This is a genomic window from Kribbella sp. NPDC002412 (genome assembly GCF_053592935.1).
On sequence record NZ_JBSFBL010000010.1, the window covers coordinates 71,540 to 85,103 of the forward strand.

General features: G+C 68.7%; 11 protein-coding genes. 6 read left to right on the plus strand and 5 right to left on the minus strand.

Features of this window, described 5'->3' with window-relative positions:
- Positions 1 to 27 precede the first annotated feature (27 nt).
- The 3 genes from ACWCOV_RS10830 to ACWCOV_RS10840 all read right to left on the minus strand — a co-directional run bounded on the left by ACWCOV_RS10830 (position 28) and on the right by ACWCOV_RS10840 (position 3,675).
- Positions 28 to 2,145 (minus strand): MMPL family transporter, encoded by a 2,118-nt coding sequence (locus ACWCOV_RS10830; protein ID WP_449829033.1) that lies wholly within the window; start codon positions 2,143 to 2,145, stop codon positions 28 to 30.
- A gap of 146 nt (positions 2,146 to 2,291) precedes the next feature.
- Positions 2,292 to 2,855: a GrpB family protein gene (locus ACWCOV_RS10835; RefSeq protein ID WP_449829034.1), complete on the minus strand. Its 564-nt coding sequence runs from the start codon at positions 2,853 to 2,855 to the stop codon at positions 2,292 to 2,294.
- 28 nt (positions 2,856 to 2,883) lie between these two features.
- Positions 2,884 to 3,675, minus strand: coding sequence for a hypothetical protein (locus ACWCOV_RS10840; RefSeq protein WP_449829035.1), 792 nt, complete (start codon positions 3,673 to 3,675; stop codon positions 2,884 to 2,886).
- Positions 3,676 to 3,922: 247 nt separating this feature from the next.
- Here ACWCOV_RS10840 and recA point away from each other — a divergent pair, with 247 nt between their 5' ends.
- Complete coding sequence (gene recA, locus ACWCOV_RS10845; protein ID WP_360522352.1) at positions 3,923 to 4,993, plus strand: recombinase RecA; 1,071 nt, start codon at positions 3,923 to 3,925, stop codon at positions 4,991 to 4,993.
- Positions 4,994 to 5,143: 150 nt separating this feature from the next.
- On the opposite strand, the gene ACWCOV_RS10850 is transcribed toward recA, so the two are convergent.
- Positions 5,144 to 5,707: a hypothetical protein gene (locus ACWCOV_RS10850; RefSeq protein WP_449829036.1), complete on the minus strand. Its 564-nt coding sequence runs from the start codon at positions 5,705 to 5,707 to the stop codon at positions 5,144 to 5,146.
- Positions 5,708 to 6,684: 977 nt separating this feature from the next.
- Between ACWCOV_RS10850 and ACWCOV_RS10855 the strand changes: the two genes are divergently transcribed.
- From ACWCOV_RS10855 to ACWCOV_RS10865, 3 genes are all read left to right on the plus strand, one after another.
- On the plus strand, positions 6,685 to 6,828 hold the full coding sequence (locus ACWCOV_RS10855; protein WP_449829037.1) for a hypothetical protein: 144 nt from the start codon (positions 6,685 to 6,687) through the stop codon (positions 6,826 to 6,828).
- 272 nt (positions 6,829 to 7,100) lie between these two features.
- Positions 7,101 to 7,580 (plus strand): regulatory protein RecX, encoded by a 480-nt coding sequence (locus ACWCOV_RS10860; RefSeq protein WP_449829038.1) that lies wholly within the window; start codon positions 7,101 to 7,103, stop codon positions 7,578 to 7,580.
- 395 nt (positions 7,581 to 7,975) lie between these two features.
- Positions 7,976 to 8,368, plus strand: a complete 393-nt coding sequence (locus ACWCOV_RS10865) for an MmcQ/YjbR family DNA-binding protein (RefSeq protein WP_449829039.1) — start codon at positions 7,976 to 7,978, stop codon at positions 8,366 to 8,368.
- Between the two features lie 638 nt (positions 8,369 to 9,006).
- Here the strand turns inward: ACWCOV_RS10865 and ACWCOV_RS10870 are convergent.
- Positions 9,007 to 10,149, minus strand: a complete 1,143-nt coding sequence (locus tag ACWCOV_RS10870; RefSeq protein WP_449829040.1) for a helix-turn-helix transcriptional regulator — start codon at positions 10,147 to 10,149, stop codon at positions 9,007 to 9,009.
- A 63-nt stretch (positions 10,150 to 10,212) separates the two neighbouring features.
- Between ACWCOV_RS10870 and ACWCOV_RS10875 the strand changes: the two genes are divergently transcribed.
- Complete coding sequence (locus ACWCOV_RS10875; RefSeq protein WP_449829041.1) at positions 10,213 to 12,471, plus strand: ATP-binding cassette domain-containing protein; 2,259 nt, start codon at positions 10,213 to 10,215, stop codon at positions 12,469 to 12,471.
- A gap of 104 nt (positions 12,472 to 12,575) precedes the next feature.
- On the plus strand, positions 12,576 to 13,136 hold the full coding sequence (locus ACWCOV_RS10880; protein ID WP_449829042.1) for an Rv0909 family putative TA system antitoxin: 561 nt from the start codon (positions 12,576 to 12,578) through the stop codon (positions 13,134 to 13,136).
- The last annotated feature ends 428 nt before the right edge of the window (positions 13,137 to 13,564 follow it).

The following is a 13,564-nucleotide window of genomic DNA, read 5'->3' on the forward strand; positions in this document are numbered from 1 at the left end:
CGGCCCGCCCGGCCGTCAGCGTCCGCTTCAGGTGCTCGTCAGCTCCGGTTCCGGTTCCGCCAGGTCGTCGGTCGGCTCCGGGTCCCGCTTCTTCGCCAGCTTGCTCGGCCACCACAGGTGCCGGCCGATGTCGAGGTTGAGCGCGGTCACCAGCACCGAGCGAACGACGATGGTGTCCAGCAGGACACCGAGTGCCACCGCGATGCCGATCTCCGCGAACGCCACCACGGGCAGCGTGGCCAGCACCGCGAACGTCCCGGCAAGCACCAGTCCGGCCGAGGTGATCACGCCACCGGTGGCAGCGACGCCGATCAGCGCGCCGCGCCGGGTGCCGTGGACCTTCGACTCCTCGTGCACCCGGGTCATCAGGAAGATGTTGTAGTCGATGCCCAAGGCAACCAGGAAGACGAAGACGAACAGCGGCAACGACACGTCCGCGCCGCCGAACCCGAGCACTTGGTCGAACACCAGCGCACTGATGCCGAGCGCGGCGCCGAAGGACAGCACTACCGTCGCCACCAGCATCACTGGTGCGAGCAGCGAGCGCAGCAACAGCATGAGGATCAGCAACACGACCGCCAGCACGACCGGGATGATCACCTTGTTGTCCCGATCCGCGGCTCGCTGTGTGTCCAGCAGGATCGCGGTCCCGCCGCCGGCCAGCGCGTCCGCTCCCGGCACTGCGTGCACTGCTGCCCGGACTCGGTCAACGGTGTCCTTCGCAGCCTGTGAGTCGGCCGGGTCCGTCAGAGTGCCCTCGAGATAGGCCAGTCCGTTGGCCACCCGGGGCTCTGCCACTGAGGCGATGCCGTCCGTCGACGCCATCGCCGTACGGACCGCTGCTGCTTGGTCCGCGTTACTCACCACGACGAGTGGGTTGCCGGCGCCGGCCGGGAAGTGGGCTGCCAGGACCTTCTCGCCGACCACTGACTCCGGCGTACCGACGAAGGACTCTGCGTTGCTGAGGCCGTTGGCGTCCAGGCGCAGCATGCCGAGTGAAGCGACGGCCAGTACGAGCGTGGTGGTGACCCACGTCAGACGCGGGCGTACGGCGATCCGTCGGCCGATGCGACCCCACACGCTCGTCTCGGTGTGGTCTGGAGAGCCGTACGTCGGCTTGAGCGGCCAGAACACCCAGCGACCGCAGATCACCAGGAGCGCGGGTAGCAAGGTCAGCATGGCGGCCAGTGCGATCACGATGCCGACCGCTGCGACCGGACCGAGGCCACGGGTCGAGTTCATCGAGGCAAGGAGCAGACAGAGCATGCCGGCCACCACAGTGGAGCCAGAGGCGACGATCGCCGGACCGGATCGGTGCAGCGCGAATGCCATTGCCTCGTGCTTGTCCTCATGCCGTCTGAGTTCTTCGCGATATCGAGCCACGAGTAGCAGGGCGTAGTCCGTCCCGGCACCGAACACCAGCACTGTGAGGATGCCTGCGCTCTGGGCGTTGACGGTCAGGTCTGCCTCGGTCGCGAGGTAGTAGACGACCGCCTGTGCGACGAACAGGGCTGCGCCGGCCGAGAACAGCGGGAGCAGCCAGAGCACTGGACTGCGGTACGTCAGCAGGAGGATGACGATCACTACGGCGGCAGCGGAGTACAGGAGCTTGCCGTCGATACCTGCAAAGGCCTCTTGAGAGTCGGCCGCGAAACCGCCGGGGCCGGTCACGTGGAAGGACAGGCCTTCTGGCCGGTCGGCTGCGACGCGCCTGAGGTCGTCTGCCCGTTCGCCGATCGTCTCCCAGCCACCCGAGCCGGCGTTGATCGGTACGAGTACCTGCAGCGCCTTGCCGTCCTCCGACGGGATCGGTCCGACCACCTCACGATCGACGTCTGGCAACTCCGCGAACTGCTTCACGTGCTGTGCGACTGCCTGCTGGTCGGCAGGGGTGATGCCGGACGACCGTTCGTAGACGAGTACTGCCGGGATCTCGTCGGGCGAGGAGAACTGCTCTGTTGCTTTGAGCACTTCGGTGGACTCTGCCTTGCCGGGTAGCCATGACACGGCATCGTTCTCCTGCGCCCCGGTCAGCTTGCCCGCCGGACCAAACGATGCCGCCATGACAACGAGCCACAGCGCCAGCACGATCCACTTGGACACCTTGCCGCACGGCAACGCCGCCAGCCGTCCTGCTCCGCCCACCACAACCACGCCCCCTGGAGGGGACGCCCGCCCGTACGTCGGACTGTCCACGACGCACCCCCCGATCCAGCGTGCTGGCTCTGCCGGACAGGGTCAACGACCACGCTGTAGTACTGCGCTCACCCTGCGTCTCGATGCCCGGTCGGTCAGGGCGTCCAGCCCGTACGGGCGGCCCACTCTTCCGCGGGCAGGTAGATCAGGTCGCAGACCGGGTCCTTCAGGTCGGCGTAGTCCGCGGTCGACTCGATGGGCAGTGCTGCGGCCCGTCGCTTGAACTCGCCGTACGCCGCTGCCGTCTCCGGGTGGCTGCGGAGGTAGTCGCGGAACAGCAGGGCATAGCGCTGGTTGGCTCGACCGGCGACCCGGACGTGCAGGTTGACTCGCCGCCGGTACATCGGCTCGACCAGTAGCCGCTTGACCCACTGCAGGTCCTCGGTGGGCAGACCGGGCACCGGGTGGTCTCGTCTGGGCGGACGCAGCTCCCAGTCCGCCGCGACCATCCGCTCGACCACGTCGTCCAGCTCCGGCTCGGTCCCGACGGTCACCTGCATGTCGAGGACGTCCTTCGCTGCCAGCCCGGGTACGGAGGTCGACCCGATGTGGTCGATCCGCTGTGCCGCTTCCCCGAGCAGATCGCTCACCGCGCGCGCAATCTTCTCGTACTGCGCCGGCCAGCTCTCGTCCGCCCTCACGATGACGATCCCAGTCATGCCGAGATCATCCCAGCCTGGCGGGTGCTCAGACAGGCTTTACCCGGAAGGCGCTGGACGTGAGGAGCTCGGCGGCCTCGTACGCCGCCTTGCGGATGCCCTTGCGCTCGTCGAAGAAGCCGCCGACCAGTCCGATCGCGGGCAGCTTGCCGATGAATCTGGCGGCCAGAGTGCCGCGCGGACGCTCCTCGAACACTTCGCCCAACCCGCCGAACAGCTTGCTGATCCGCCAGACCAGTCTGACTCCCTTGCGCAGTCCAGCCTCCTCGGACTCGTCGCCGAGCCCCAGTTGCTTGGCTACGTCCTGGCCGGCTGCGCTGGGGTCGTCGTACTTGAGCACCTCGTCCGGTGTGATCGGCCGGTCGGTGAGTACGCGAGCGATGACCGCCGTACGGTCGGCATGCGCCTCGACGCCGTACTCCCGGCACACCGCGCCGATCACCATGGCCTGTACGGCGGCGCCGAGCGTGTCCTTGATCGGCAGGCGGTCGGCGGCGGCACCGCTGATCCGGGGGAGACCCGCGACGACGGCGGCGAACCCGCCGAGCCGCTCCACCCACCAGTCGCAGCGCTCCGCCAGCGGCAGCGTCGGCCACTCGGCGTGGCCCGGCACCTTCATCTTCAGCAGCCGGTCGATCGCCAGGATCAGGCCCTTCTCGGCCAGGTTGGGCTGCTCCTGGGCCGAGTACTCCGTGAGGATGCTGCGGATGCCGAACGGGTCCTGGGTGCGGAGCGAGTCGAGCACCGAGTCGATGCCGAACTCGACCCGGCTGAGCGCGAGGATGACGGCGGAGTCGGGGATGTCTGGACGGTCTGCCACGCCGCAAGGGTAGGGAGTCCGGGGTCCAGGACGGCCGCCGGGGAAACTTCGGCGTGTCAGTTGCGATTCGAACACGTGTTCGGGATAGTTTGGTCTCCTGAAGGTGCTGGGCGGCCGAGTTTGTCCACAGATTCCCGGTGGCGGCGAAAACTGTCCGACGTAACCCGTACCTTCTCTGGCGACAACGAAATCCTTCGGGCGGCTGGGACAGCGGCCCCGATACGTAGATGGGTCAGGTGGCAGTCACATGGCTGGTGCAACGAGTGCGGAACGCGCGGCAACGGATCGTGAGAAGGCGCTGGCGACCGCGCTGACGCAGATCGAGCGGCAGTGTGGCAAGGGCGCGGTGATGCGGCTGGGGGAGCAGGGCAAGGCCCCCATCGAGATCATCCCGACCGGGTCCATTGCGCTCGACATCGCGCTCGGCATCGGCGGGCTGCCGCGCGGCCGGGTGGTGGAGATCTACGGCCCGGAGTCCTCGGGTAAGACGACGGTCGCCCTGCACGCGGTGGCGAACGCTCAGCGGGCCGGCGGTATCGCCGCCTTCATCGACGCCGAGCACGCGCTCGACCCGGAGTACGCGCGGAAGCTGGGCGTCGACACCGACGCGCTGCTGGTCTCGCAGCCCGACTCCGGTGAGCAGGCGCTGGAGATCGCCGACATGCTGGTCCGCTCCGGCGCGATCGACATCGTCGTGATCGACTCGGTGGCCGCGCTGGTGCCGCGGGCCGAGATCGAGGGTGAGATGGGTGACAGCCACGTCGGTCTGCAGGCCCGGCTGATGAGCCAGGCGCTGCGGAAGATGACCGGTGCGGTCAACGGCACCGGCACAACGGCTATCTTCATCAACCAGCTGCGCGAGAAGATCGGCGTCATGTTCGGCTCGCCGGAGACCACGACCGGTGGCCGGGCGCTGAAGTTCTACGCATCGGTGCGCCTGGACGTGCGCCGGATCGAGTCGCTCAAGGACGGCAGCGACGTGGTCGGCAACCGGACGCGCGTGAAGGTCGTGAAAAACAAGGTTGCCCCGCCGTTCAAGCAGGCCGAGTTCGACATCATCTACGGCCAGGGCATCAGCCGTGAGGGCAGCCTGCTGGACCTCGGCGTCGAGCAGGGCTTCGTCCGCAAGGCCGGCGCCTGGTTCACCTACGAGAGCGACCAGCTCGGCCAGGGTCGGGAGAACGCGCGGAACTTCCTGCGCGACAACCCCGACCTGGCCAACGAGCTGGAGAAGAAGATCAAGGAGAAGATGGGCATCGGCCCGACCCTGGACGCGCCGGCCGACGAGGCCGCCGCCGAGGTCGATGTCGACTTCTGATCGACCCATCGCGGGCGGCAGCGATCCTCGGCACCCCGCCGAAGACGCTGCCCCCGCGGCCTTGTCTCTCCCGCACGCCGACCGCCTGGCCCTAGCCCGCTCCCTGCTGGCACAGGGACCCGGTGCGTCCCCTGACGACGCCGCGGTCAATCAGCGCCGCACCTCCACGGGTCCACGGTCGGCAGGCGATGACGCCGAACTCGACGCTCCATCGCCCTCAAGGCGTCGCCGCCCGGTCGGCAGCATCCGGCGACGTCCCCGCACCGACGACCCTTGGCCGAACGACATCACGTCAGACGAGTCGCTTCCGTCGGACCGCACGAGCAGCCGTTCGACCAGAAACAACGCGCGCACCTCCGCTGCAGCACAGGCAGCAGCGGACAAGGCCGTGTCCGTCAGCGCGCCGCTCCCGGACCCGAGCGCACCCAGCAGCGCCAGGCTCCCGGCGAGCACCAACGACTCGTGGCCGGAAGACGGCACGTCAGACGATCCGTTCCCGTCGGACCGCACGAGCAGCCGTTCGAGCAGAAACACGCGCACCTTCGCCGCCCCACAGGCAGCAGAGGACAGCGCCGTACCCGGCACCGTGCCGCACCAGAGCCCGCGCATACCCGGCAGCACCAGGCTCCCGGCGAGCACGAACGACTCCTCCGCAGACGACGGCACCGCCGGCGAGTCGACCGTGCCGGGCAGTGCGAGCCGTCGCGCTGGCAAAGGCAACAACCGCACTACCGCCGATCCAGAGACGGTTGGGGACGGCGCCGTACCCGAGCCGTCGTCCTCGGGATCCCGCCGGCGTGGCGCTGGCGGCCTCGGGCGGGCTGCGAACACCGACGATCCATGGGATGACGACGCGACCGACGAGTCCTCCGGTTCGGGGCGTGCGGGCCGCCGGGTTGGCAGGATCCGGTCGACTCCAGGAACCTCGGATCCGTGGGACGAGCTTGAAGACCTGCAATCGACCGAGTCGGGGCGTGCTCGTCGCAGTGGCGGCGGAGTACGCGTTGCAGGGTCTGTGGATCCCTGGGGTGATGCGGCCGACGACGCGGGGGAGTCGGGTGGTGGCCGACGTACTGCTGGGAGCGGGCGAGCTAGGGCGTCTGTGGACCCGTGGGGAGATGCTGCGGGCGATGAGGCGACTGGATCGGGTCGTGGCGGGCGTGGTACTGGGGGAGTCCGGCGAGCCGCGGGAGCTGTGGACCCTTGGGGTGACACGGACGAGGACGCGAGGAAGTCGGACGGTGCTGGTCGCCGTACGGGCATCGGAGGAGATGCGGGAGCCGGCGATCGTTGGGCTGCTGCGAAGGCATTTGCGGCTGATGAGGAGCCGACCTCGGGTGCGGACCGGGGCCGTCGGGCGCGCACTGACACCGTCGAGCCGTCGGTGGAGGCGGACGGCGTGGCACCTGACCGCGGACAACGGGCGCAGGCTGGGGTTGAGGCAGGCGAGGAACTGACGACTGAGCCTGCGGATGCGACTTCTCCGGGCAGTTCGTCTCAGCCTGGCGCTGGGCCTGCGGTTGGGGAACACGCTGGCCCGCGGGCTGACGGACACGCTGTGGCCGAGGCTGGAGCTGAGGGCTGGAACACCACCGGAGATGTGGCTCGGGGCCAGGACCACACGGAGGCGCCGCGGCGGGCTGCTGTTGCCAGGTCTGCGGATTCGACTCGCCGTCGTAGGTCGGGGGTCGGTGGCTGCCCTGGAGGCGCCGGGCGCGGTGATCAGGCGGACGACCGGGCTGTGGACGCGGCTCGCAGCGGTCAGGCCGGAGGTCGGTCCGGGGACGAGCGTGGTGCCGGGCGGTTTGGGGGTGCTGGGCGTGGTGATCAGGTAGAAGAGCTGGCTGGAGAGGTGGCTGGCAGTCGTCGGGCCGGAGGTCGGTCGGGGGATGAGCGTGGTGCCGGGTGGTCTGGGGGTGCTGGGCGTGGGGATCAGGCGGACGGCCGGGGTGGGGACGGTGGGCGTGGTGATCGGGCTGGCGGGCGTGGTGGGGAGCGGCGCGGGGTTCGGAAGCGGGGGTTTGGGGGGTCTCGGCGGGGGAGGGGTGCGGCGGAGGTGCCTGCGGTGGATGGGGACTCGGATCCGTATTCCGTGGCTCGGACGATTTTGCTGGACAAGCTGACGGGGCAGCCGCGGACGCGGGCTGAGTTGGCTGGGTTGCTTGCTGAGCGGGAGATTCCGGACGAGGTGGCCGACGAGGTGCTCGATCGGTTCACCGATGTCGGGTTGATTGATGACGCGGCGTTTGCGAATGCTTGGGTTGAGTCTCGGCACCGCGGGCGGGGACTTGGCAAGCGGGCGCTGGCGCAGGAGCTTCGCCGGCGGGGCGTGGATGATCAGATGGCGCGGGATGCGCTTGATGAGCTAGATCCGGAGCAGGAGGAGGAGACGGCTCGTGCGCTGGTACGGCGGAAGCTCAGGTCCATGCGTTCGTTGGATCGGCAGGTGGCCATGCGTCGGCTCCTCGGCATGCTTGCCCGCAAGGGGTATCCGGGTGGCCTGGCGATGACTGTCGTGAAGGAAGAGCTCTCCGCCTCCCACGAAGAGCTCCCGCTCCTGGACTCCTCCGGCCTCGAACCTGACTGATCACAAGGCAGCCTCGAACCTGACTGATCGCAAGGCAGCGTCGAACCTGACTGATCACAAGGCAGCGTCGAACCTGACTGATCACAAGGCAGCCTCGAACCCGACTGTCGCAAGGCAGCCCCGGCCCCGACTGATCGCAAGGCGAGAGTCGTCGAGCCGGTGGACGGCGCCGGTCGTCATGGCCTCGAGGCCGGCGAGCGAGTCGGTGACCAGTTGCCGGGCGTCGCGATACCGCGGGGTGTCCTTGGGCAGGTGTGAGGTTCGAGCCCGGCCCGCACCTTCGGACCATGCTCGGCCGCGCGCTGCACGGCTGGCATTGGGGTGATGGTCGGGCGGATTCCTGGGTGAGTGGTTGTTGGTCGACGGTGGTCCGGGGGCTGAGTAGGTTGGGCGACATGGCTGGGTTCGAGGACGTGGAGCGGTTGGTGGCGGGGTTGCCGGAGACTGCGGAGATTACGCGGCATGGGAACCGGACCTGGTCTGTCGGGGGGAAGGCGTACGCGTGGGAGCGGCCGTTCAGTAAGGCGGATTTGCGGCGGTTTGGGGATGAGACTCCGCCGGAGGGGCCGATTCTGGCGGTTCGGGTGGAGGACCTGGCTGAGAAGGAAGCGGTGCTTTCGGCGCGGGCGGGGGATGGGTTCTTTACGATTCCGCACTTCGACAACTACGCGGCTGTGCTGATCGAGCTCGACAAGGTGTCTGAGCCGGCCCTTCAGGAAGCGCTGCTCGACGGGTGGCTCGTCTTCGCGCCGCCGCAACTCGCGAAGGCACACCTCGACGGGCAGTAGACCTGGCCTACTCCAGGTGCTCCTTGGGTGGGTGGCTGGTGTTCGCTCCGCCTCGACTGGCGTAGGCGCATCTCGACGGGCAGTAGACCTGACCTACGCCAGGTGCTCGTAGGTGGATGGCTGGTGTTCGCGCCGCGGTGACTCGCGAAGACGCACCTCGGCGGGCGGTAGGCCTGGCCGACGCGAGGTGCTCCTTGGTGGGTGGCTTGTGTTCGCGCCGCTCGCGGAGGGCACACCTCGACCTGCGGTGACCTGGCCAGCGCCACCCAGGGGTTGCTCGGTGGCGGGGCGGCGGAATCGCTGGAGTCCTGGGAGTCGGAGTAGGTCGACGGCGGCGAGGAGGGGCTGGGCTGCGTTGGGCCGGGTCTTCAGCTCGTGCGTGCGGGTGTCGGCGGCCTGCTCGAACAACGCGATCCGGCGCTGGCGTGTGCGGTGATGGCCGCGACAGGTGGCCTACGCGGTGGTGGCCGACAGTTGGCGTGGGTGGCGCTGGGCGTCCTTGGCGGGGCCAGTGCTGGATGTGCGTGGGTGGTTGGCGGGACGGTGCTGCACGTGCGGGAGTGGTCGGCGGGCGCGTGTCCTCGGGCGGCTGCGGTCAGTTGCGGGTTGGGGTCGTGTTGGGGCGGCGGGGCAACGGGTTATGTGGTGGCGGTGAGGAGGCGGTGGGCGAAGGTTCGGTAGGCGGGGGTGAAGGGGGAGGTTGGGGGGAGGTGGAAGTCGGCGTTGAGGAAGGCGAGGGGGAGTAGGAGCCATTGCCAGGTGTCCAGGGCGATGGTCACGGAGGTGTGGTCGGGGTCGATGGGGTGGACTTCGGCGTCTTGGTACTTGAGGGCGTCGAGGACCGGGGCGATGGGGGCGTCGATGGTGAGGGTCAGCTGTTGTTTGGACTTGTTGAGGCCTTGGCGGAGGTAGGCGGTGGCGGAGTCTGCCGGTAGTGGGCGTGGGGTGTAGCTGGTGTTGGTACGGCGTTCGTCGGTGATGCGGTCGAGGCGGAACACTCGCCAGTCGTCGCGGTCGAGGTCGAAGGCGAGCAGGTACCAGCGGAGCATGTAGTGGATCTGGCGGTAGGGCTCGACTCGGCGGATCGCTTGTTCGCCGCGGGCGTTGATGTATGAGAACGAGATCGTCTCTCCAGCGGCGATGGCTTCGGCGATGGTGCCGAGTTGGTCGGCGGTGACGGTTGGCGCCGGCAGGGGGCTGGTCTCCAAGCTGGCCCGGACCGAGACGACCTGGCCGCGCAGGCGGGCGGGCAGGAACTGGTCGACCTTGCCGTAGGCGCGCAAGGCCGCATCGTCGATACCCCGCTCACCCGAAGAAGCTCCCCGTTCGCCCTGAGGTGTGCTTGGTGCATCGGAGGTGGTCGCTCGTTGGGTCGAAGGCGTGTCTCGCGCACCCGAGGTGGTGGCCGGGGCGTCGGCGCTGGTGGCTGGCGGGGTGGGAGGGGTGTTTGTTGGATCGGGAGGGGTGGGTCGTTCGGGGGACGGGGTGGGGCCTGGGGGTGGGACGGTGGCGGCTAGGGAGGCTAGGGCTAGGAGGGTTGCTACGGCTTCGTCGTCGTCGAGGACGAGGGGAGGCATGGTGCGGCCGGCGGCTAGGCGGTAGTAGCCGCCGGGGCCGGGTTGGGTTTCTACGGGGTAGCCGTAGCCGCGGAGGCGGTCCACGTCTCGGCGAAGCGTCCGCGGGCTGACGGACAGGCGCCGGGTCAGCTCGTCGCCGCTGAACGACCGGCCGGTCTGCAAGGTCGACAGGAGCGCCAGCATGCGGGCGGTCACGTCTGCCATGCCCACCATGATCGCACTAATTGCGGCCAGGATCCGGCCACATCTGCGCATAGCGTCGTACCCATGGCTGACCGAAGCATCACCATTCGCCAAGCCCGGACCAACAACCTCGACGGGCTCGACCTCGTCGTACCGCGGAACCAGCTGGTCGTGTTCGTCGGCAGATCGGGGTCGGGGAAGTCGTCGCTGGTGTTCGACACGATCGCCGCGGAAGCGGGGTTCCAGCTGAACGAGACGTTCCCGCCGTTCGCGCGCAACCGGCTGCCGAAGTGGACCCGCCCGGAGGTCGAGCACATCGACGGCCTGACCCCGGTGATCGTGATCGACCAGCGGCGGATCGGCGGCAACGCACGGTCGACGGTCGGCACGATCACCGACGCGTGGACGTACCTGCGGCTGTTGTTCTCCCGGCTCAGCGAGCCGCACGTCGGCGAGTCGAACCGGTTCTCGTTCAACGACCCGACCGGCATGTGCCCGACGTGCCACGGTCTCGGGGAGATCGTGGTCAGCGCAGTCGATCGCTTCCTGGACCTCGACAAGTCACTCGCCGGAGGCGCGATCCGGCTCCCCGGTTTCGGCAACGGCGGCTACTGGTACAGCCAGTACGCCGACATCGGCACGTTCGAGGTGGACACCCCACTGCGGGACTGGACCGCTTCGGAACGCGAAGCACTGCTGTACGGCGGCCAGGCCGCGGCCGACCTGGGTCACAAGCCGCCCAAGGACTACGAGGGTGTGGTCGAGCGCTTCGAACGCATCTACCTGCGCACCTCCGACAACCTGTCCGAACGCAAGCAGGACACCATCCGCAAGTTCACGAAGTCCGAGACCTGCCCGGACTGCGCGGGCGATCGGCTCAACGAGGCCGCGCGTACGGCGACAGTCGACGGCCACACCATCGGCCAGCTCGCCCGCCTGGAGATCACCGAACTGCTCGACGTCGTACGGAAGATCGACACCAGAAGCGTCGGACCGGTCGTGGCCGCGCTGACGGCGCGGCTCGAGGCGATGGTCACCATCGGACTCGGCTACCTGGCGCTGTCGCGGGCGACGACCACGCTGTCCGGCGGCGAGTCGCAGCGGATCAAGACGGTCAAGCACCTCGGGTCGAGCCTGACGGAGATGACGTACGTCGTGGACGAGCCGACCGTCGGCCTGCACCCGACCGACGTCGACTCGATGATCAAGCTGCTCGAGCAACTGCGCGACAGCGGGAACAGCGTGCTCGTGGTCGAGCACGACCCGGCCGTCATGCGCCACGCGGACCAAGTCGTCGAGGTCGGGCCGGGAGCGGGAGCCGGAGGTGGGCGGCTCGTGTTCCAAGGAAGGTTCGCGGAGCTCAGAGATTCCGGTACGCCGACCGGGCAAGCGCTGGCCCGCAAACGGGGAATGAAGCTGAGACCGCGCCGAGCGAACGGCACGCTGACCGTGACAGATGCCGAGCGCAACAACCTGCAGAAGGTGACCGTCGGCTTCCCGACCGGGGTGATGACAGTGCTGACCGGTGTCGCGGGTTCGGGGAAGTCGAGCCTGGCGCAGGAGCTGGTCGAGCAGCACCAGGCGATCGTGATCGACCAGAAGCCGGTGAGCACCAACCGTCGCTCGACACCGATCACGTACACCGGTATCGCCCCGGCGATCCGGAAGCTGTTCGCCAGTCACAACAAGGTGCCCGCCGCGTTGTTCAGCGCCAACTCCGAGGGTGCGTGCCCGGAGTGCAAGGGACTCGGCGTGATCTACACCGACCTCGCGTTCATGGACGGACAGGAAGTGGTGTGCGAGACCTGCCACGGACGGCGGTTCACGCCCGAGGTCCTGGCGTACACGGTGAATGGACACTCGATCGCCGACGTCGACGAGCTGACGATCGACGAGGCGATCACGGAGCTGCCGGATGCACGGATCGCGCGGGCGTTGCGCCAGCTCGCCGCCGTCGGACTCGGGTACCTGCGGTTGGGGCAGTCGCTGAACACGTTGTCGGGTGGCGAGTGTCAGCGCGTGAAGATCGCCAAGGAACTACGGCAGGCCGAGACACCCACGACGTACGTGCTCGACGAGCCCACGACCGGGCTGCACCTCGACGACATCGACACGCTGCTCGAGGTGCTGGACAGCTTGGTCGAGCACGGGCACACGGTGGTCGTCGTCGAGCACAACCTGGACGTGATCCGGCAGGCCGACTGGTTGATCGACCTGGGTCCGGGACCGGGTCGGCACGGCGGCACGGTCCTGTTCGAAGGGCGACCCGGCGACTACGGCGACCGCTCGACGCCGACCAGCCTGGCGCTGGCCGGGCGACCGCCGTACGGCGAGGGGCGTTGACGGGTCGGGTGTGACGGTGTGTTATCCGAAGTAGGACCGGTGTTTGGGCTGGTCCGTACGCTGGGATTTTCGGTCGATCCGCCCCTGACACCGCGGAGGGTGCAATGAACGATTTCCAGGAACAGGCGAAGAACTGGCTCCGGAACGTCGTCAAGCAGAACCCGGACAAGATCAAGGCCGGTGTGGAGAAGGCCGGTGACTTGATCGACAAGCAGACCGGCGGGAAGTACGCGGACAAGGTCGACACCGTCCAGCAGAAGGTCGGCGGCTACGTCGACTCCAAGTCGGGCGACACCCCCGCGAGCCAGCCCGCCGACGCACCCGAGAGCCAACCCGCCGACGCACCCGGGAACAGGCCCGCCGAGTCGCCGGAGAGCCGGTCCGCCGAGTCAGCCCCGGACGACGGGGCCCCGGAGGCCGCAAGCCAGGCCGGTACGTCGGGCGAGGCAGGTCAAACAGCGGCGGCCGAGAGTGAGGCGACCGGTGGCGTGCCCTCGCCTGGTGGCGGTGGTGACCCCGCGGCCAGTGGGGGAGTCGTCGGCGGTGAGGCGCCGGACCCGTCGTCCGAGCCGGCACGCTCGGCCGGCTCCCGCCCGGAGGGCACCCAGACCGGCAGCACGGTGACCGGCGAGCCCGAGGAAGGCCTCCCGGGCCCACGCCCGTAGTTCGGAGAAACACCACGAGACGGCACGTACTCGAGCGGTTCGGTTCTGGAGTGGACCAGTGAGTCGAGTGGTCTGCTGCTGCGACCGGGTCGCAGCGTGACGCTGGATGCTGGTTCCGGTGCCCGTGGTGACGGGTCGGGTGGGGTGGGAGTGTCCGTCTTGACCGGGTGATGGGGCACGCCTAGCCTCGGAATCAGTAAGGGATCACTCCACCTGACGGTGGCGGGTATAGCACCGGCAGGTCGGTTGATCACCGGCCGACCGGCCGGAGAGAAGACACGACACCACGCTCGACCGAGCTGAAGACTGACGACGGCGACTCGCAGCGCCGTCGGATAGACGGCACCGCGGCAAGCACCGAACCTGGGTGACGCACACCCACCGGTCGCCCGGCGGTACCGCCGTAACGGAACGGACAGGCGCACCGC